Here is a 21,523-nt window from a genome sequence, read left to right on the forward strand (position 1 = left end):
ATTCAATTATTTAACACTATGACCTCAAGCTTATAGTTTTTTTGTTTTCTGCTACCCAATTTATTAATTCAGCAGAATTATTAACACCGTCCATTTTATTTAAAATTTTTCTAATTTTTTCAGCATTTTCTTTATATATGGGTTCATTAAGTATCATTTTTACTTTTTCTAATATCTCTTTCATACTAAAATTCCATACATTTATTCTCTTACCAACTTTCAAATACTCAATTTTACTGGCATTATCTCCTTGTTCGCCTCCAATAGGCATTGCAATAATTGGTTTTCCTGCTGCCAAAGTCTCATTTATTGTATTATTTCCTCCATGACTTATAACAAGATCAACTTTCTTTAAAATTTCAAGTTGAGGTACACTTTTAAATATTAATATATTATCATCAAAGCCATAATTTATTAAATTTTCATATGCACCACCTGCACTAACTATAACTTTATAATCCATTTTTTCCAATCCACACAATATTTTTTTAAAAACTTTAGGTTTATTGTTAAACACTGTTCCAAGTGATACATAAATCTTTGGTGTATTTGATTTTAACACTTCAAATGGGAAGTTTTCTTTTGAGTAGATTATTTTATCTGAAGAGCGTGGTCCTACATAAATTGTATTGTCATTATCTATTTCTCTTGGTGCTTCAATTTCTTTTGCTGTGAGCAATAAATTCAACCATTTAGAGTATGGCTTATATAGGTCGAAATCTTTAATATCTGAAATTGCCATTTTCCTACAGGCTTTTTTGTATCTTTTTGTTACCAATTTTCTATTATGTTTTGAAAGAATATAGTATAGTTTTCCTTTCCAGCCCCACTGCCCATTAATAGCCAGTCCACTGCCAAATGGTGGTATTCCTTTCCCACTGAAAGGTAATCCACTATGGTATATAGTTATGCATGGAATATCATATTTTTCAGCAACAATATATGGTGCTATAAAGAAAAAGTCATTAACTATTGCATCAGGTTTTTCATCTAAAACTATTTTTTCAACTTCTTTAGAATACTTATATAAAGAAGTTGAAAACACCTTGACTGCGAATTGGGTTTCTTCAAATCCTTTAGCTAAAGGCAATACCCAAAATCCTAATCCTTGTTTTATCGGTATATCCATACTAATATAATCTATACCATTTGCTTTTATTTTTTCGGGTATTGCCAAAGATGTCTTAATAAAATTAGGCATTTTATCAAGTATTTTGGGGGACATTTTCTCTGCGATAGGAACAATGAATTTTATATCATGCCCAAGTCCTTTTAATTTGACAGCAATGTTTAACATTGCATTCGTATGACCCACGGTTGGTTGAGCAAAGAATATAATTTTAGACATATTTTACCTCCATTATTATTAATGTTAATTATTTCACCACATTTTACCATCGCTACCTAAATTCTATAAGCATTATATCACATTATTACTGGATAATTTACTATTATTTTGATTTTTATCACAAAATTCTCCAGATAAGTCCATGCTCAAGTTTTGATTTCATTTATATTATTCCAAATTGCTTTACCCATCTAAACTAAAAAATCCCCTCAAACCCAAGTCTGAGGGAACATAAAAAACACTTCAATATTTAATTAAAACCCTTCAACGCTTTTGAATCATCCTAAAATGGATTTCCGCAGTAGCTTGCTACCAATCAGGTTTTGCACCTTCTCGCCTTATTGGGCAATCCTTGCATTGGTGGTACTATATTGTTTACTTCGTCACTTCGCTCCTTGTAAACAAAGTATATTTTCATAGAAAAATGATACTAATACGCATTACGATTGATTTTGCGTAAAGATGTCCCCCATAAATCAAATGTGGTGGTGAAATTCTCCAATTTAGATTGATTAACTCTTTGTCTCTAAGATAAGATGATGTTGATATGCGTAACAATGTGATTTTGTGCAAAAATGTTTTTCCAAGATATAGAAGGTGTAGATAATTAAATTTCATTCAATTATCCAGTAAAAGTATAAAGATATACAATTTCAATCCACTCGTTTTTTTATTTGATTGCGATTTATTAACTCATGATTTAGCCTTGAAAAAGCACCAAATATTTTATTACCGGATTTACTTTAGAGGTGTAAACCTAAAAAGCACAGACTATTTTACAGTACTTTTTGCAACAAAAAACCTATGCTAAACAAGAAATTTGGCATAGGTTTTTACATTAATATCTTATAGTTTGTATTCTTTTGGTCCCTCAGCATAACTAAAAGTTTTCACTTGTTTTATATCAATATAAAAAACTTTGAAATTTGGATTAGTTGGCTCTTGATAAAGATTTTTTAACATAGGCAATACTTCAAATGCACGTTCCTTATATTCCAATTCCTCTGCAAGCGAAACTTTTCCGTTTACAGATAGAACTGGCGAGAACTTATTCTCTACACAATAAGATGCGTTAGAATTATTTACTAATTGTTTATAAACATCCTTCTGTGCTCCAGTACAAAAGTATACCTTATTATTTTCTGCCCATAAAGATTGAAATATTCTAGTTTGTGGACCATTCTCACAGATTGTTGCAAGAACACCATTTACTTTTTTGTTTAAAATTTCTTCAAAATTAATCATTTGATTTTCCTCCAATATTACCTATTTATTTATTTATAATTGTTGCAATGCTTTGATTACAACACAATTATATGTAATATTATAATGAGCACAAGTCTCCATAATTATATGGACTAATCACAAAAATGTGAACTATACCTATTTAATTAACCTTTAATCATCTCAGACAGCCCAAATCCTTTTGTAAATTTTATTTCACAGTCTGACAAACACAAAATTTCTAATAATGGATTACTCCAAGATTTATATATGGCTAAAACTACTTTATCCATTTTAGAATAAGCTTCTTCTTTTTCGGACAGTTTAGTTACAATTGTTGCTGTACCAACAATTTTGATAATATGCTTACCAGTTGCTTCAGCTGTTGTAAAAACTATTTTAAGATTATAATTAGCATCAGTTGCATATGCAATTGATATTGTAAAAAAAGAAATCAGTATCCCTTTTTCGCTAAAGCTTCACTAACTTCCCACATTTCCTTAGCTAAATTATTACTCACATCTTCGCCTAAAATATCAGTATAGCATTTATATAAGTTTTTAAAACAATCATCAATCTGTTCGCATATATATTTTCCTTTGTCTGTAAGATAGATATGAGCAGTTTTCCACTGATACTCCTTTTTCACAATATCTTGTGATATTAATTTATCAACAAACCTTGTAGACGTAGATGGTGCAATATCTAGCTTTTGGCTAAGTTCTGATTGAGTAATTCCATTATATTGATTAACTAGTATTAATAAATATACATAAGATGATGCAATATCTAAATTACTAAAGGCTTCATCAGCAACCTTTCTCATTATATTAGAAAGACGATTTGATGTAAAAAATAAACACTTAGCTAAAACAGATTCATCACTTTTCATAACTTCCCTCCTAATAACATCACTTGCATATACAAATGATACTAGATTTTCATTTTGAGGTCAAGTATTAAATTTACTAAAAATAATTTTTTTAGTAATATTCAATCCATACTCTGATTTACTCTTGCTTATATTTAAATTGTTACTCATAATTTTTTTAAGCATACTATACTTGTCTTGAGAAATATTTTATTCGTCTGATTTTTCTTTGTCTTTCATTTTACAATTCTCCTTTAATTTATTATAATATATTTTCGTATTTTACAAAAGTTATGTTTGTAAATTGTTTGAGAATTGTTAAAGTTGACAAAATTGAAAGTCATGACCACCCGTAAAACGGGTGGCTTACTCTGAGGATATAAGCCTCTTTTGCCGTCCCTAAATGGACGAACGTACTACTTGATATCCCTTAAAGGGGCTTCATATTCCTTTACACTTAATTTATCAACTATAATATCGTGTTTTTCTTGCTCTTGTATATATTTTTTTATTATTGTTTCGTTTAGTTCAACAGTACTAACACAATAGCCTTATGCCCAAAAATGTCTATTACTAAACTTGTATTTTAAATTTGCATATTTGTCAAATATTATTAAAGCACTCTTTCCTTTTTTAAGCATCCCATAAAACTAGATACACTTAATTTAGGTGTCATACTTACAAACCTTTGTATATGGTCATTCATTAAATGCCATTCTATTATCTCTACTACTTTGTAATTGCATAATTATCTTATTACTACTCCTATACTTTATTTTTATTCATTGTATATTATTTTTCGTATAACTCCTGTCTCGCACCCGCATAGCGGGTGGTTTATTGTTTCGCCTGCTTCACGATCTCAACAGACTAAAGTCCATAAACAAAAATACAACCAATTCATTAATCGATCGCCTTAATTTCTATAAAAGTTGAAATATTAGTCTCTAAATATCCATTCACACCGTAAAATTGTATTCTACATCATGTATTTGTCAAACATCCCTTAGATCTTGATTTAATAGTTTTACTTTTAATCCGCCATATTCCAGGAAATAATATAGTCCGTATTATCTGGAACATCTATTTTAAAATCTGACTGCTTTTCAAAATTTCCAGTTAATCCATTCTCCAGTACTGTCTGATGGAAATGACTTAAAGCAATTCCAAGATCAACCTTTTTAATCATAATTTCCTCTTCTTTTATATTCTTCTTATGTGACTCAAAAAAATGATAAGAGCCTTGTTTTTTCACTACTTTCCATGGTTGTGCATTAGTAGCAGAAGGTGCTAAACGAAGCATTTCCAAAGGTTTTAAATACTCATTTGCTTCTTCTTTTGAAAGTGGATTTTCAAAAGAATCCTGGAAGAAAATCTCTTCCCATGGTTTCCGTTTATCTGACTTCATTGTTTTTCTCATCAGGCTTTCAGTAACACTTTTTTTGCCTGCTGCATATCCAATTGGAGAAATTGCCGGAAACAGTTCGTCTTTTTTTATATCCATAGCAGTTTCAAATTGCTCTCTGCTAAAGGTAGCGGCAAGCCAGACAGTTGCAAGCCCCATATTTGTGGCATATAAAATCAGATTCTCAAATTGATATCCAGCCGCAACAAGTCCATATTCACTCTTGTCAACAGAAACACCTAAGAATGTCTTTGCACCTTTAATTACTCCATATGTTCCTAATTTTCCTCCATTGGCTGCTGTATCTTTTTCAATTAGATGAACTTGAACCTTTACTGCAAATGGATTCGTTAACTTATTAATTTCATTCACTAATTTTTCTTTATCCTTTTCTGAAAGGCTTTTAGAATCATATGTTCTTACACTTACCCTCTTTTTAATAGTTTCTTCTATTGGAATATTAAGTTTCATTCTTTCTACCTCATTTCGTTATATTTAATAAAAACTGCACTCTCATTAAAGTACTCCTGTAATTTAGTGTCTTGATTTTCATATTATTATTTTGTCAGAAATTCTAGTACTGCTTTCACAAATTCATCATGATTTTGAAAAATCCCACCATGACCGGAATCCTTATAAATAATCAACTTACTATTCGGAATTCGCTTTGCCAAATCATAGGAATTCAGTGTAGGTACCATTCTGTCATTGTCCCCATTCACAACAAGCGTAGGTTGCTTAATTTTTGACAAGTCAGTGGGTTTTGCCAATCCCCATTTGTGAATCGCCTTAAGCTGTGTACGATATCCCTTGATACTAATCATCTTATCCCGTGCCTCTTTACGTTCCTTGATACGAGCCAGAAACTCCTTTGATTTTTGTTTGCCATTATCTGTACGCGTAAAAAACAAATAGGTTTTTATGTCTTTCAGCGTAAATATGGCGCGTACCATATCAAAATTAGTAATTTTCGTAACATTCTTAATACCTTCACCGCCACGGGGACCTGTTCCAGTCAATATAAGTTTGCGGACAAGCTTCGGTTCAATAGCTAAAAGTTCTTGCGCAACCATTCCACCCATAGAAAGGGCTAATATATCGATTTGTTCAAAGCCCAGAATATGAACAAAGGTCAAAGCATCTCTTGCCATTTGCTCAATGGTATCCGGAACTGTTCCGCTGGAAAGTCCGATGCCCTTATTGTCAAATGCAAGCACCCAATGCTTTTCGGCAACGCCATCCACGACACGCGGATTCCAGTTGTCAAGATTCGCCGACAGATGAGTGAAAAAAATCACTGGAATACCTTTTTTCTCACCTAGCTCACGGTAAGCGTATACTGTTCTATCTGCCGCCGTAATACTTAAATTGGGCTGTTTTATATATGAATATTTTGTGTTCATGGCAATCCCACCTTATCTAACATGATTTCATTGGAATATAACACAAACTTAAAATGAACCTGTGCATATCATTCCTTAAAATTTGATTACAACTTTCCCTTTTATATGACCTTGCGCAACAAGATTCAGTGCTTTATCAATGTCTTCAATGCGAAACTCTGTTTGGTCCACCGCCGGTACAATCTTGTTATCTTCAATAATTTTCTTAATCTTTTCTAATTGTGCTCCGTCACTTCGAACAAAAATGAAACGATATTGAACCCCTTTTTTCTTCGCCTTTTTATCATATCTATTCCCAGCAAAAGCAAAGAGTTTTTGTTTCCAACCTGGAAACCCATGATCTTCTGCAAAACGCTTGTTAGGACTGGTCCGCAAAGAAAGAAGCCTGCCGCCCGTTTTAATAATTGAAAGTTCATGATCGAATTCATCTGGTCCTAAGGTATCAATCACATAGTCTATATTGCTAAGCAATTCCCAATAATTTTCAGTTGTATAATCGAGGTATTGGTCTGCGCCTATCTCAATTGTCCGCTCACGTGCCTGAGGATTTCCACTGACAATCACTTTAAGCCCCATTGCCTTGGCAATAGGAATGGCCATTTGTCCAAATGATCCGGAACCGCCGGGGATAAACACGGTTTCACCGGTTTTGGCTTCCAATTCTTCATGTAACCCCTGATAAGCAGTCAATCCCGTTAATGGTGCAGCCGCCCCGGTCACAAAATCAAGATTAGCCGGTAAATGCCCGATAGCACCTGCATCAATTGCCGCATATTCGGCGAAAGCTCCGATTTTTGTTAAGGGTAGCCGCGAATATATGGCATCTCCTACTTTAAATCCCTGCACCTTTTTACCGATTTTTTCAATCACACCTGTCAGTTCGTTACCAAGCGTCAATGGGAACTTATAATCCTGAATCAATTTTACGCTACCAGTAATAATAAGCATTTCCAACGGATTGACTGCCGCAACTTTAACCTTAACTAAAACTTCATTGTCACCAATTTCTGGAATTGGAATGTCATTTACTTCTACTGTAATAATTTTTGAATATTTTCTAATCTGTGCTGCTTTCATAATATATACCTCCTTATAGTAAAAATCACTAGTACAAGTTTTCCATATGTTGCTTCGATCTATTCCATCATTTAGTTTTCATAAAAGGAAGCAGATAATGGTTGTCTGTCTGTAAATCTTTTATAACAATACTTAGGATATCCTACCATTACAGCTCCTGTTATTTTCTTTTTTTCTGGAATATTAAAAATCTTGTACATTGGTGAATTCTCACTACGAGCACAAATCTCAAATACTCCTGCCCAGCATGATCCAAGTCCAAGAGATGGAGCATATAATTCAAGATACGATAATGAAATCATAGAATTTTCTCTGCCATTATAAAAATCATCATCAGCTAAAGTTAAAATTATACTAGGTGCATCTCTTAAAATAGTATCAACTTTATTTTCTCTGTATCCCTTAATAATGCCAGATAGCATCTTACTCCAAGTTGGATCATTCTCAAACCAGTTGATACACTCCTCAACTGCTAATTCAATTGTTTTTTTATCATCTATTATTAGATAAGATATACCTTGTGAATTACTAGCAGTTGGAGCCAAATGAGCAACATCAACAAGTTGCATTAACTTTTCTCTTTCAACTGGTGTATTCTTATAAGAACGAATAGATCTTCGTGATCGAATAAAATTCTTTGCTTCTTCTGCATTTAATTTAGGAATTTCTTCTTTCTCCGTTTGCATAGCTAATGGTGATTTATTATTATCTATAGCTTCTTTTGGGCATATAGCTACACAATGACCACAGGCAAAACATGCATCAGGATTCACTTCTTTTGGACCAGTAGATTCTAGTTTTAATACTCCTAATGGACATTCCTCTACACACAATCCACATTTTATACATTTTTCTTCATTTATAGTTATTAAACTCATTTTTATTCACTCCTTAATAATTTTTGTACTTATCCATTAATTTTTTTGTTTTGCTATTATAGATGGACATCATTAGCATTTAACTTATTCGACAAAGATAGCAGCTTTTCTGCTATTGAATTTGAATTTTGCATTGAATTACTTTGTTCTTTAATCGAAACAACAATTTTTTCTGTTTCATTGTGAACGCTTTCAGATTCTAATGCTGATTTCTGAACAAGTGTTAATATCTCTTCTTTAAAATTGGTAATTCTATGTATATCCGCATTTACTGAAGTGATTTCACTAGTCATAATATCAATTTTACTCTTAATATCATTAAATTTTGTTTTCGTTTCATCTGTTAATTCCTTTTGTATACTTACTGCATTCCACACTTCATTCATATTATTACGAGAACCCTCCACACTGCCTTTAACACTGTTGATAACCTCTTCAATTTCATTGGTAGCACTACTTGATTGTTCAGCAAGTTTTCGTATCTCATCAGCTACAACTGCAAAACCTTTGCCATTCTCTCCTGCTCTGGCCGCTTCTATCGAAGCATTTAATGAAAGCAGATTAATTTGTTTTGTTATTGACCTAATTGCATCAAGAATTGTTCCGATTTCAACAGCTCTTTCCTCTAGTTCAACTATAGCATCTCCTAGCTTATTTGTACTTTCAACATTACTATTTAACTTAAATTCTATATCTATAATATTCTTATTCCCATTGTTGTTAAGATTAAGTGCTTCCTTTGAATTCTCGTGAATTTGAATTACTGAATCTTTTAATTTTTCTAACATAACAGAGAAGTCACTAACTCTTGCGGATATGGTTTTATTAATATCCAAGCTACTTTTGCTGTTCTTAGCAACCACTTCTGCAGAACTACTAATTACATTCTGTGAACGAAGATTACCACTAAAATTGGCTGAAAACTGCTCTCCAATATTTTTTACTTCATTTGAAACTGTCATGTTCTTTTCTAGAATCCCCTCGATATTTTTTATAAATTGCTTTGATTTGACAGTTTCTTTAGCTAGCATGATTCGCTGACTATCAAAATAATAATATATTACCCCCATATATAAAATTATTCCTAAAAATATAATGCAATAGATAAGTGTATCGGCAGAATTTCCAGCTGAAACAACTCTATCCGGAGCATAAACCTTCACTATACCAGCTAATGCAGTAACTGCAATTGTAAAAAACATTTTCGTTCTAAGACCTAATGTTTCAGTAAAAAAGGCTATTGCAACTGCATCAAAAAAGAACAAATAGAATCCTACATTCCACCCGCCAAAAAGGCTACCCAATGTTGAAAATATACATATGTCTATTAAATTCAAAATAACAGCCATTTTCGGAAATCCGACATGGTTTAAAAAAAAGCATATAAACATTAATACTATGGAAAAAATATTGTAAATAATCATAAAATGCAATTGATAATATATTAAGATGCCTTCCATTAATATATGGCTAATTATAAATACAAACAATAAATATCCACTAACTAAATAATTTAAATTTTCATAATCCTTTTTATTGTGAAAAAGATCTTTTAATCCTCTCATAAGCACTCCTCCTTTTCTAATCTTACTCTTTTGTTTTCTTTACATGGAATGAAATTACCAGAGATGGTTCCATTCCGGAAATAATTTTGTTCATTCCATGACTGTCAGCTATATCCTGCATCTATTCCTTGAAGTTCTTAAATCCTTCTTTAGTTCTGTACTCCCAAGCAATACAGTCCGGTGAATATAGTCACTTAATCCATTGCTTAGGTGCTGTGAAAGTATCTTCCTCCCACTCTAGATTAATATAAATGCTAGAAATTACTTACTGGAACATTCCCGTAATAGCATCTAAGAGATCCCTTCTCCACGGCGATTATACAAAAATTGCATTGTATACATTTTGACTGTGTCTGTCTTCCTGTTTTGAATTTATTTACTAAATCTGATTCGATTATCAATGGCCTTGACATGGAAATTGCATCAAATTTATAATTATCAATTAAGTCTTCTATTTCTTCTAATTTCGTTATTCCTCCTACTAGAATAACTGGAATATTTACAGCTTTCTTGATTGACATGGCTGCTTCCAAATTATATAAGTTTTTTGGCTGAGGTTGTGGTACTGCTTTCTTTGCAACTATACCAACGAGATTTTTCATAAATTCTGGCATTTTATTTAACTTCTTATTTTGAGCTATTATCATTTTCCACGGCACCTGCCCGCGCATTGTTGCAAGCCCAGCTTTTAGTGTTCCATTCGAAACTTCAATTCCGTCACATCCCACCTGCTCTAATAGTTTAGCAATTTTTACAGACTCTTCAATTGTCAAACCATTCTTTAATGTTTCATATCCATTTACTTTTACTATGATCGGATAATCTCCCACTTCCTTCCTAGCTTTTTCAAATATTATTTTAATAATTCTAAATCTATTTTCTGTACTTCCACCCCATTCATCTTTTCTCCTGTTCATTCTTGGCGATAAAAATTCTGAAAGTAAGTATCCATGCGCCAAATGAATTTGTACACCATCAAAACCTGCTTCTTTTGCATTTTTTATTCCTTGAACAAAAGCTTCTATTACTTTTAAAATTTCGTCTTTAGTCATTTCTCTTGCTTTATAGTCAGATATTTTAGAAGGTGCAGCAACCTGCATATGGGCACTTTCTTCTTTTGACTGACCTCCACAATGATTAAGCTGTGCAATAATTGGGGTCCCCATTTCATGCATTCTCTTCGTTAATTTTTTGAAGGCTTCAATATTTTCAGTTTTATTAATCATAGCCATATTATCTGAAGCTTTTCCTTGCTGCTCCACTCCAATAAAACCAGTAATAATTCCACCAACCCCTCCTTTAGCTAATGCTTCGTACTTTTTAAGTAATTGCTCTTTAGGCTTACCATTTTCATCACTCACTCCTTCAAACGTTGCCGATCTAATAATTCGGTTACGAAATGTTATACCTGCCAATTTAAATGGCTCAAATACATTATTTTCTCCCGATTCTGTTTGGTGGAATACTGTTTTCATTAAACTCGCTCCTTCTCATAATTTTTTGATTTCCATTATTACAGGTGTAAATTACCCTTTGTCTGAGTCATCTCCTCAATTGGTTTGATATCTAGCTTTAAATAAACATAAGCATATCTTTTGAGAACGTTCATTCTAATTGGTGTAAAAAAAATTATTTATTTAGAAGATTCAAGAAAAAATCTGCTATACGATGCAATTTTTCTTTGCTAGCTGAAGTTCTTAAAAGTACGCGAATTCCAAGCAAAGTATTTTGCAAGATTTCCGCCAAAACTTCAGCATCATACTCGCAGGAAAATTCACCTGTCTGCTGTCCTTTGCGAACAAGATCTGCAAGAAGATGCTCTGTCTGCATAAAGGCTGCTTCTGTCTTCTCTTTTACCTCTTTATCCCTGAGCCCCATCTCAGTTGCTGAATTTACAATCAAGCACCCCCATTGTCTATCTTCGTATCCTTCTATCATAAAATCAAAGATAAATTGTATCGCTTGTTTTGCCGTTTCTGCATGTAAAGTTTCAAATTGTACTTTATCTTTTATTAAATCTTCGTAACAATCTATGGTTTTTAAAAACAATGTATGCTTATCACCGAAAGTATCATATAAACTTCTACGATGTATTCCCATATGCTCTACTAGGTCGTTCAAAGATGTCTTTTCATAACCTTGTTTCCAAAATAATTCCATTGCTTTCTGTAGAACTACATTTTCATCGAATTCCCTACTTCTTCCCATTAACTTACCTCCCTGATAGTATTGATAATAACATTTTGGGAACGAACGGTCAAGAATTATTTTCATATTCTTTCAATTATCTATATTTTCGTTTAAAAATCAAAACAAAAACAGGTATTTATCTATCCTTTTCTGACCGGTTTTATGTTGCAAAACCACAACATTTTGTGGTTAAAGCATTTTATTAATTCTTCTGTCTACATTTTACCATCAGAATAATCGTATCAACCTAGAATGTATGAAGATACATATCTTAATGTTGCATAATCTAATTTAAATACACCTTAAGTTTCAGCAAATACCCTCCTTCTTTCCATTTCAAGCTGCACCGCCCCCCAGATTTCTTTGTCTATTATGCCAGGATGGTTTTCTTCAATATAGTACTGCGGAATTTATCCGTTATTCTCTACCCTTTTCTTTGTAAGGAAATCCACCGTATAGGTCTTTTGAAACAGTGCATCGCCCTTATACTTTTCATTACTAAGCATTTTTCTTATGCTGCTTTCATACCACTTTGATTTTCAATTCCAATTAGGAACTCCTTCAACCTCAAGTTCCATTGCAATCCTATTTGGACCTTTGCCATCAATGTAGTCTTTATAAATTCTTCTTGTTCAAATTTTTTTCTAGCTCTCCATTTTAAGTTATCACTTACATTTTTGCTTTCTTCCTGTGCAAATGAAGAAAGGACAGCAAGCATTAGCTCACCGTACCCTGACATTGTTTCTATATTTTCTTTTTCAAATCTAACTTCTACTCCTATATCTTTTAGATTTCTTGTTGTTTCTAGTACGATTGTCGTATTCCTGGCAAATCTCGATATAGATTTTGTGATTATTAAATCTATCTTTTTATTCCTACAAATCTCCAATATTCTTTGAAACTCTGGTCTGTTATTAGTAGTTCCCGTTATACTTCTATCCGAAAACACTGCTGCAGATTCATAATCTGGATTATTGGGAATGATATTTTCATAGTACTGTATTTGATTTTCTAAAGATTCTCATTGTTTTTCACTATCAGTTGAAACTCTTGCATAGGCACATACTTTCTTCTTAGTATTCTGTACATTTTTTGTTGGTTCAATAATCTTTACATGTACTTTATTTGCTCCTCTCTATCAATTTAGTACTACTATATATCACTCTAAAAGTGATAGAAGTCACGCTGTATATAATTGGTATCAATTCTTTTTTCAAATTATTTATGCCGTGGAACTGGGGGAAAAAGGTTTTAAAAAAATAAAAACCTGAACTAATTGCAATTCAAGCTCTTGGTTTAAATATTTAAATTTTGTATATTCCATATTTTGCAAGGATGATTGAAGAAAAATGTGAAATAACTTCTATTTTAACTGCACTCATAATGTGCATCAGCTTTATTCAGTTAACAATTTAAGAAATTATAAATCAATTCATTTACCATCTCAGGATTATCTTGATTTGAGTTGTGTGCCGCATTGTCAATCATATGAAGCGTACAATTGCTATCGCCTCTAGCCCATAGTTCTGCAATTCTTTTGATATTGCCCAATTTATCATCTGAACCACAAAGCAATAGCACCGGTTGCTTAAACATAAATTCTTCATCCTCGTTCAGGCATCCTGTCAATTCCATCATAATTTCAATAAACCTTTCTTTATCTATTTTATTAAAGCAATTCATAACGTATTTCCTTACACTATCTTTGTTTCCACATCCATTTGCACTCTGCCTAATAAGTGCCTTCCATGGATACCATTTAAATATAAACTTAGAACCTTTCAGCAAACATTTTTCAACACCTATCAACTTTCCTGTGTTTTTGGTACAATCAATTAACACTAATTTTTCCACTAACTCTGGACAATAATAAGCAAAATGTTGCGCCAAATTACCGCCCATTGATTGCCCTATAAGAATTGCTTTATTAATACTATAGATTTCATATAGTTTTTTACTGTCACTTACCATATCCTTGAACTCAAATTTTTTTCCTTGTTCTACCTTGGACATTCCATGTCCACGAGCGTCCCATGCGATCAAATTGTAAGTATTATCAAATACTTCAAATTGGCGTTCGAACATTTCATGGTCAACACCCGCTCCATGAAAAAATAGCACCCATTTATTCTCTGACCCTTTTCTGTACCAATAATGAATTTCACAGTTCAAATTTTGAAATACTAAATGTTGAAATTTGACTTCCATAATCCATTCCCCCTCTTTCATTAATTTTTCATATTATTCCTTGTAATAATGCTTTTTTAAAGATTCCATCATACAATTAAACTCTTCTATCATCCTCTGGGTTTTCAAAATATCCAAATCTTCACAACCACGCATACACCCTTCTGCTATGGAAAGTATAATATTAAACAAAACCAGTACATCATTTGCATTTTTAAATCTATTATGATCAATAAGATTTAATATTTCTTCTTTCCCAACTTGTGTTATTGTTTTTTTCTTTATATCTAATTCAAATTTAATGTCTTCAAATGTTTCATAATATGCTCTTGTCATAAATTTGTATAAGTACGGATAATCGTGTATCATTTTCATCCTACATTTAACATTTTGATTGATTAATTCAAATAAAGCATACTTTTTTTCTTGAATACTTTCTGCTCTCTTCTCATTGGTAAATTTAATTGCGGTCTCAAATAAAAATAAATAGTACTCCTTCTTATTTTTAAAGTAATAAAATAATAATGACTTGGAAATATTAGCTTCATCAGCAATTGCAGCCATTGAAGCTTTTTTATAAGGGAATAATGCAAACAGCTTGTATCCGCCATTAACTATTTTTTTTGTTTATCTATTGGTAACTCAAAATATTTTAAATTCATGCCATCCTCCTTTGTAGACCAAACCGTTCAGTAAGTTAATTTTATTATAGTTCCACTGACTGTTTTTGAGAAGACCTCATAATTATAGATTCAATTTAATTAATATTATGATTACATCATACATTAAAATTATACTTTTTCTAAAATGGCTAATCCATGTAAACTATACCCTAATAAGCTCTTATCTTCACAAGTTTGTAGATGAAATTGAATCCATTTTTCAAAATCTTCTTTATTGGCCTGATTTATCTTACTTGAAAGAAGATAACCTATACCGTCTGTTGCAATATGAGCAACTATTTTAGTATTGTATATTTTTGCAATTTGTTCAATTTCTAATGGTGACATATGTAAGAACACACCATCCTTTGTCTTATTATTATACCAAGTGACTGCTTCTTCAATATTTTCAAGTTTATCACTTGAATTTAGTGAATATACCGAAACCGCTGTGTTGTTTATATATGAAATAACTAATAATCCTTTTGGTTTTAACACACGTAAACATTCAGCCATTGCAATCTTTCTTTCTTCATCACCCATATGATAAAATGCCCCCATGCACAAAACAACATCAAATATTTCACTTTCAAAACGTGTTAAATTAGTTATACTTCCAGTATAAATATCATTCAACATAGGATTTTTGTTTTGCTTATCTCTTATAATATCAACATTATGAGGAACAATATCTCCTGCTATCACTTTATGTCCTAATTCTGCCAGTTTAAACGAATAATTTCCTGTTCCCGCACAACCATCAAGTATGAATGAACCTTTTTTAAAGAATCTTTTAAAATATATCATAGAAGTTATCAATTCTATTTGGTGTCCATTGTTTCTAAAAAATCGTCCGTCTTCATCATACGTATTATAATAATTAATTATAGTATTTTCCATATTTAAGCCCCACTCTCAATTTAATTTGCTTTTTATTTTTCATATAATTTAAATCTTTATAGATTCTCAATTATATATTTTAATGTTAATATATCATATTTTGTAAATATACTTTTATCCAATATTGCTCTTTTTTATTTCATATTTCATTGCCTGTTCTATATTTAATTTTGGAATATAAATTTACTATTATTTTGATTTTTATTATAAAGTTCTCCATGTTGGAGTTAATATAATTTGATAATATTTCCAGTGAGCTCAATTACATTTTCTCCTGTATAACATCGTTACAGTTCACTGTCACACTCTATATGATGGTCTACAGAATAAAAATCTGTCTCAACACCATTTATAATTACTCCAAATGTTTTAAATTGCAGAAACACTAGCCTACGGTAAGAATTTTACATCTATTTGTTAGAGGTTGTCCTATTAAGGTAATTACAATAAAATTCAATCAAATATAACATTTAACATTTATTCCAGTATGTTATATATTGTAATTGTATTAAAAATAGATTTTAATCAAATTTAAGGGGGATTCAAAATGAAAAACTTAAAATTAAAAACTTTAGTTTTAGGGATTGCTTCTACTGTCTTAATTTCTTCTAACGCTTTCGGTGCTACCAATAATAATAGAAATGTACAAGTTAATAAACCCGTTGCTGCAGTTAAAACAAAAGCATTTGTTAATAAACCAGCCTCTGCAATTAAAGCAGAAGCATTTGTTAAATCAGCCAAAATAATTCGTCCAGCATTTAACTATGGTCCTAATGGTGGTCCTAATATTGTAACTATTTTAAATGAAGGTGGTGTTGTACAAAAAGATGACGTTGGATATGTTGTAAAAGAAGTTCAAACGGCTCTTTATTATTACTTTACTCGACCAGGTATCTCTCAAGACGAAGCTATGGATGCTCTTATATTTGATGTTCATTCCAATAATTTTATTGATGGAGTTGATGGTGTTGATACATACACCCTTGTTTCCATATTTCAAGGCGACTATGGTCTAAAACAAGATGGAGTTGTTGGAAGAGACACATGGAATTGTTTAGGTCAATGGGATAAATAAAAAAATATTATGTTAAAGAAATTACAGTGAAAATATTCTAACTAAAGTCATAACGATTTCTTTATGTATTAAAATAGCACATTTTTTAAAATAAACATTTATTCTAAATTTGTAAATAAAAAATTCCCTAGAATAGCTTCTACTACTCTAGGGATAAATTAATTATTGAATTATTTTACTGCAGATTAATTTTTATGTTCAACATATTCAACTATAGTACCATCAAAATGTTTTACAGTCATATTCATTCCTGCTGGAACTTCCTTTAAATCTCTAATAATTGTAGCGCCATTATTTAATAAAAACTCTTTGAATTCAATAATAGAATCAACTAAAAATGTTGCTTGAGTATACCTAAATGGCTTTAATGCCTCATCAGATCCAGCAAGAATTAAAATGTTTCCTACTTGTGCTAATTCTAAATTTACCTGAGGGTACTTAAACCTCAAATTACATTTTTCATTTAAGACCTTTTCGTAAAATTCTATTGATTGCTCAATATCATGTACATAAAATCGATTGCCCTTGTGGCAAGGGCAAGTGGCAATCCTTGCATGGCAGGTTATAAACATTAATTTAATTTTAGTCTAAATAATTTCCAAATATATCATCTAGCCAATCAAACATAACTTGGTGAAATAGTGCATGATTACCTTCCTGACAATGTTCTTCCGCTCCTTCATTTATGGTAAAAATGTGAACTGTCTTTGGTGCTTTTATTGAATCTAAAAGGGCATTTAATTGATCTTTAGAAACAAAATGATCTGCTTCTCCCATAGTAAGCAATATAGGACATTTAATCTTTTCAGCAACTCCTTTTAAAGAAGCTTGCTTCATTTCATCAAAAACTTCATATCTGTGTTTCAATCCAAATACCCATTTCCCATTGTTTAGCATCCAACGAAGATTTGAATTATTTTCTTCAGCTTTTGCAAGCATTGCTTCTTTTTGTTCTGCTGGCAAACTTAATACTTTTTCAAGTTGAGGATTTTGATTTATAGTAGATTCATAAGTATCATAAAATACGTTGAAAGCAATACATGCTTTTATACGTTTATCAAAAGCTGCTGCTCTTGGTGCAAAATAACCACCTAAACTCATGCCAAGCAAAGCAATTTTATTAATATCAATATCGTTTCTTGTTTCAAGGTAATCTATTGCAGCACCAACTGGAACTTCCGCATCATGGCGCATATACAGTTTATTCTTTCTTAAAGCTTCTCCTTGTCCTGGGCATTCGAAGATCAGACAGTTATAACCACGTTTTATAGCCGGAGCAGCCCCACAGAAATAAAGTTCTTGAAGAGTTGAGTCATATCCACCGATAAATAATAAAGTTGGTATTGATGTGGACTTAGCTTTATCATAGTTTAATGCTCCATAGAAATAACCTTTTAAATATGTACCTTCATATGGTATTTCAACTATTTCAAAATGTGAATCTATAAGCTTCATTGCTTTTTCGAAAGTGTCAACACTTTTTTCAAAATTTTCACTGCGTCTTGGATCAATTCCTTGTAAAAAGAATTCAGCAGTTCTGTAATAATTATGCGCTCTAAGGAAAGCTTCTCGGGCACTGATTTTATGTCTCTTATTTAAGCAGTCAATACCTGTTTGTTCAACTCTTTCAGCTGTATTCTTCCATTCTTCATACCAACTATCAAAATCTCCTTCTTTAATTTTAGCAGCTGTTGCTAAGGCTTCACCTATTTCTGCTCCTTGATATCCTGCATAAGTTACAGCTCTTAATAATTCAAATGAAAATGCTTGGTCTTGAAAATGTAGTTTCATGGTTAAATCCTCCTCTATATAATAATTTTTAGTTTTATTGTTAGTAAATATATTTTATTTTTAATTGAACGCTCAGTGAATAAAATATATAAAATTCCACAAAGGAATTTTTATTTTTTCCAAGTCATTTGAGTATAATTTATAATTTGCTCTAAATACTCATCTTTGCCTCTTGAATACAAATTTCTTTCTCCAAAAAGTGTATTTTGTAATATATACGTGTATATAGCACTCCAAAACTGATTTGCCATCATAAAAAAGTCAAAAGTTTTTATTTCATTTTTTTCAGCTTTCTCTTTTAAAATAAGTTCTGTTTTATGAATTACTTTCTTTATATGGTTATTAAAAGTATTAATATATTCATCGGATAAAATATTTTGTTCCCTTAATAATATAATTAGTATATTCTTATCATTACCAATATACTTAAATATTATATTTCCCAATTTTAAAAGAATTTTTTTAAGTGGTATGTCGCTAGTAACTTCAGATATATCTTCTTCAAATTCAATCCATTTTTCATCGATAAATTCTTTAATAATTATATCTAAAATTTGCTTTTTTCCGTCGGGAAAATAGTGATAAATAAGCCCGTCAGCCATGCCAATATTCTTTGTTATCTGTCTAGTTGTTGTTGCATGGTAACCATTAGAGGCAAATAGTTCCTTTGCTGAGTCTAGAAGTTGCCTACGTCTTTCTAGTGCTTGAAGATCTCTATTTGTAAGTTTAATATTATTATTTTTCAATTTATTCACCGCCTGTTCAATGAAATTATAACTTACATTTTAATATTATGCAATAGGTTTTAAAATACAGTGGATATTCAACAGTTAATTCATGATTAAATACTATACAAAGTACTATTATTCTAACTTATCGTTTAATAGGCACATGTGTATATGGTCCTCCCATTTTCCATTTATCTTTAAATATTTATATGCCACTCCTTCATTGTAAAAGCCTAATTTCTGAGCTACTCTTAAAGACCTTTCATTCTTAGGCATAATATTGGCTTCAATCCTGTGCAATCCATATTCATTAAACATAATTTCAATTCCCTTTTGAACTGCTTCGGTTATGTAACCTTTATTGATTTCATCTTTATCTAATTTATAACCAAGATAAGTTGATAAAAATACACCTTTTACTATGTTAGTAAAGGCAATAGAACCTAATATTCTGTGGTCATCTTGTTTCTTAAATATCCATAATATCAATGAATTAGCATTTATAATACCTGTTAACGCTTTATCTAATTGCTCTTCCTGATATTGCTTTGTATAAAATTCTTCACTCCTCACAGGTTCCCACTTTTCTAAAAAAGACTTGTTTCTTAGATAATAATCTACAACCCTTTCTGCATAAGATTTGTCTAAGACTTCTAACAAAAGCCTTTCAGTTTCATAAATTTTTTGCACTAAAATCACTCTCCAAATTTATCTGTAATTAGTATAAAGACGTCTCTATCCAAAAATATTGTATCACTATCCATAAAAAATACTAAATTTTATATACACCTCTCTGATATATTGATATCAATTAATAACTAAACTGCAAATATATATTTCCATATGCTTAGTTTATCTTGTATATTTGTTACTTTTAGGTTAGAATAATGTTATTAAAGCAAAAACTAGTAGCAAAAAAATTTTAATCCTTTATTATACATTGAAATTTGTATATTGTAAATATCATTTTGGAACTTAATTATAGTTAAAAATTAAGTATTCAGGACTTCATCTTTTTAATATCCCAGCTCTTATCCTATAATAATAACTTTCATTCTATTAAGAAGTTTTTATTATAAAATACACAACACAATTTATTATTCTAACTTCCCATTTAATAATTTTATTTAACTAAAAAAAGAGATAGGATTAAATAATTCCACCTCAATCTTAACTTTTTTAAGCTTAATAACTATGCTTAAAATTTCTATTTATAAATACAGTTCCAACATATTTAATTCATCTCATAAGCTCTATCAATGTATTTCTTAGCTTTTTCAAAACCACTAACATCTTTTATTGTGATTTCTAAATCCCCAGTTCCCCAATGTCCAATTTTAGTTACATCTCTTGTAAAACCATCTTCAATAGCAATATCTTTAGGATCTAATCTTAAATATAAGACTATGCTTTTCATCTTAACTTCTACACATATAATATTTTTTATCTTCTTAAATACACTATACAATTTTAATTTATTTTCAGTAACATCATCACCAAGAGCCAATATGTAATCCCTAATAGAATAGTATACTCCTCTTATTTTTTCACTTGTTGCTTCTAATTGATCATCAAAATTCTTATCATTACTTTGGGGCTTTGCTCCTTTATCTCCATCAATATCCTTAAGTCTTGTAGCAACATTAGAATTTATTAAATCAAACATCAATAAATCATCACCAAATTTTTTATATCTAATAAGATCTATATTTCTATTTATTTGCTTCACGGCATACTCATCGTATTTAGTAAAATCTCCTGCTATGCAAATTAGACGTGGCATTGTCCAATCTAATTTATCTGAACATTCTTTTCCTAATGTTTTCATAACTAAAAGTTCAAAATCAGCCTTATGATCTAAAAGCCAGTCTAAATAAAACAGTCCTTGATTTATTACATTTTCATTGCTAGCTCTTTTATATTCAAAAATCACAGGACAATTATTCTCATCTATTCCTAAGCTATCCATACGCCCACCATTGGAAGTTGTATATTCACTTTTGAGAAATTTAACGCCAAAGAATACAGACATGTTTTTTTCAATTAATGTCTGCAATGCTCTTTCTAATGTAGCCCATTTAGCTGGTAATTCTTCTACTTTGCCATTTATTTTAAATAATTTTATATCAGACATTTTAACATCTCCTAACCATATTTTACATAAATATTATAGCATATTACTTAACTCTTCTTTTCTTCCTGTTTCCTACACACGTTCA

At 31.0% G+C, this 21,523-nt stretch carries 21 protein-coding genes and 2 pseudogenes; 1 reads left to right on the plus strand and 22 read right to left on the minus strand.

The window, feature by feature from the left end; genetic code table 11:
* Window positions 1-16 precede the first annotated feature (16 nt).
* The 17 genes and pseudogenes from B8978_RS02915 to B8978_RS02985 form a co-directional block, all read right to left on the minus strand.
* The gene (locus B8978_RS02915; protein WP_084113786.1) at window positions 17-1,348 is read right to left on the minus strand and encodes a glycosyltransferase; all 1,332 of its coding nucleotides are present in this window, start codon (window positions 1,346-1,348) and stop codon (window positions 17-19) included.
* Window positions 1,349-2,194: 846 nt separating this feature from the next.
* On the minus strand, window positions 2,195-2,593 hold the full coding sequence (locus tag B8978_RS02920; protein ID WP_084113787.1) for a pyridoxamine 5'-phosphate oxidase family protein: 399 nt from the start codon (window positions 2,591-2,593) through the stop codon (window positions 2,195-2,197).
* Between the two features lie 146 nt (window positions 2,594-2,739).
* Window positions 2,740-2,865, minus strand: a complete 126-nt coding sequence (locus B8978_RS20335) for a hypothetical protein (RefSeq protein ID WP_278326696.1) — start codon at window positions 2,863-2,865, stop codon at window positions 2,740-2,742.
* A 161-nt stretch (window positions 2,866-3,026) separates the two neighbouring features.
* On the minus strand, window positions 3,027-3,464 hold the full coding sequence (locus B8978_RS02925; RefSeq protein ID WP_084113788.1) for a MarR family winged helix-turn-helix transcriptional regulator: 438 nt from the start codon (window positions 3,462-3,464) through the stop codon (window positions 3,027-3,029).
* A 395-nt stretch (window positions 3,465-3,859) separates the two neighbouring features.
* Window positions 3,860-4,191, minus strand: a pseudogene (gene tnpA, locus B8978_RS02930) (IS200/IS605 family transposase); the annotation flags it as partial.
* A gap of 285 nt (window positions 4,192-4,476) precedes the next feature.
* Window positions 4,477-5,319, minus strand: coding sequence for a nitroreductase family protein (locus B8978_RS02935; RefSeq protein ID WP_084113789.1), 843 nt, complete (start codon window positions 5,317-5,319; stop codon window positions 4,477-4,479).
* Between the two features lie 86 nt (window positions 5,320-5,405).
* A complete protein-coding gene (locus tag B8978_RS02940) occupies window positions 5,406-6,251 on the minus strand; it encodes an alpha/beta fold hydrolase (RefSeq protein ID WP_084113790.1) in 846 nt (281 codons plus the stop codon).
* A 75-nt stretch (window positions 6,252-6,326) separates the two neighbouring features.
* Window positions 6,327-7,328: an NADP-dependent oxidoreductase gene (locus tag B8978_RS02945; protein WP_084113791.1), complete on the minus strand. Its 1,002-nt coding sequence runs from the start codon at window positions 7,326-7,328 to the stop codon at window positions 6,327-6,329.
* A gap of 71 nt (window positions 7,329-7,399) precedes the next feature.
* Window positions 7,400-8,206 carry a nitroreductase family protein gene (locus tag B8978_RS02950; RefSeq protein ID WP_084113792.1) on the minus strand — a complete coding sequence of 269 codons (807 nt, stop codon included), beginning with the start codon at window positions 8,204-8,206 and terminating at the stop codon, window positions 7,400-7,402.
* Window positions 8,207-8,262: 56 nt separating this feature from the next.
* Window positions 8,263-9,771 (minus strand): methyl-accepting chemotaxis protein, encoded by a 1,509-nt coding sequence (locus B8978_RS02955; RefSeq protein WP_084113793.1) that lies wholly within the window; start codon window positions 9,769-9,771, stop codon window positions 8,263-8,265.
* 254 nt (window positions 9,772-10,025) lie between these two features.
* On the minus strand, window positions 10,026-11,246 hold the full coding sequence (locus tag B8978_RS02960) for an NADH:flavin oxidoreductase (RefSeq protein ID WP_084113794.1): 1,221 nt from the start codon (window positions 11,244-11,246) through the stop codon (window positions 10,026-10,028).
* A gap of 154 nt (window positions 11,247-11,400) precedes the next feature.
* Complete coding sequence (locus B8978_RS02965) at window positions 11,401-11,979, minus strand: TetR/AcrR family transcriptional regulator (protein WP_084113795.1); 579 nt, start codon at window positions 11,977-11,979, stop codon at window positions 11,401-11,403.
* A gap of 284 nt (window positions 11,980-12,263) precedes the next feature.
* Window positions 12,264-12,467: pseudogene (locus B8978_RS20450) on the minus strand (recombinase family protein).
* A gap of 5 nt (window positions 12,468-12,472) precedes the next feature.
* Window positions 12,473-12,964 carry a recombinase family protein gene (locus tag B8978_RS20145; RefSeq protein ID WP_139795952.1) on the minus strand — a complete coding sequence of 164 codons (492 nt, stop codon included), beginning with the start codon at window positions 12,962-12,964 and terminating at the stop codon, window positions 12,473-12,475.
* Between the two features lie 401 nt (window positions 12,965-13,365).
* Window positions 13,366-14,169, minus strand: a complete 804-nt coding sequence (locus B8978_RS02975; RefSeq protein WP_084113796.1) for an alpha/beta fold hydrolase — start codon at window positions 14,167-14,169, stop codon at window positions 13,366-13,368.
* Between the two features lie 33 nt (window positions 14,170-14,202).
* Window positions 14,203-14,766, minus strand: coding sequence for a TetR/AcrR family transcriptional regulator (locus tag B8978_RS02980; RefSeq protein ID WP_084113797.1), 564 nt, complete (start codon window positions 14,764-14,766; stop codon window positions 14,203-14,205).
* A 173-nt stretch (window positions 14,767-14,939) separates the two neighbouring features.
* On the minus strand, window positions 14,940-15,710 hold the full coding sequence (locus B8978_RS02985) for a class I SAM-dependent methyltransferase (protein WP_084113798.1): 771 nt from the start codon (window positions 15,708-15,710) through the stop codon (window positions 14,940-14,942).
* A 547-nt stretch (window positions 15,711-16,257) separates the two neighbouring features.
* Here B8978_RS02985 and B8978_RS02990 point away from each other — a divergent pair.
* Complete coding sequence (locus B8978_RS02990) at window positions 16,258-16,785, plus strand: peptidoglycan-binding domain-containing protein (RefSeq protein ID WP_084113799.1); 528 nt, start codon at window positions 16,258-16,260, stop codon at window positions 16,783-16,785.
* Between the two features lie 185 nt (window positions 16,786-16,970).
* Here the strand turns inward: B8978_RS02990 and B8978_RS02995 are convergent, their stop codons facing one another.
* The 5 genes from B8978_RS02995 to B8978_RS03015 all read right to left on the minus strand — a co-directional run bounded on the left by B8978_RS02995 (window position 16,971) and on the right by B8978_RS03015 (window position 21,438).
* Entirely contained in the window at window positions 16,971-17,234 is a 264-nt protein-coding gene (locus B8978_RS02995; protein ID WP_341435431.1) for a VOC family protein, read from the minus strand.
* A 133-nt stretch (window positions 17,235-17,367) separates the two neighbouring features.
* On the minus strand, window positions 17,368-18,576 hold the full coding sequence (locus B8978_RS03000; RefSeq protein WP_084113801.1) for an alpha/beta hydrolase family protein: 1,209 nt from the start codon (window positions 18,574-18,576) through the stop codon (window positions 17,368-17,370).
* Between the two features lie 110 nt (window positions 18,577-18,686).
* Window positions 18,687-19,322 (minus strand): TetR/AcrR family transcriptional regulator, encoded by a 636-nt coding sequence (locus tag B8978_RS03005; protein WP_084113802.1) that lies wholly within the window; start codon window positions 19,320-19,322, stop codon window positions 18,687-18,689.
* 117 nt (window positions 19,323-19,439) lie between these two features.
* Window positions 19,440-19,994 (minus strand): GNAT family N-acetyltransferase, encoded by a 555-nt coding sequence (locus tag B8978_RS03010; protein WP_084113803.1) that lies wholly within the window; start codon window positions 19,992-19,994, stop codon window positions 19,440-19,442.
* 544 nt (window positions 19,995-20,538) lie between these two features.
* The gene (locus B8978_RS03015) at window positions 20,539-21,438 is read right to left on the minus strand and encodes a DUF5655 domain-containing protein (protein WP_084113804.1); all 900 of its coding nucleotides are present in this window, start codon (window positions 21,436-21,438) and stop codon (window positions 20,539-20,541) included.
* Window positions 21,439-21,523: the final 85 nt, after the last annotated feature.

This window comes from Clostridium acidisoli DSM 12555, assembly GCF_900176305.1.
In the GTDB taxonomy this organism is placed as follows: domain Bacteria; phylum Bacillota; class Clostridia; order Clostridiales; family Clostridiaceae; genus Clostridium_I; species Clostridium_I acidisoli.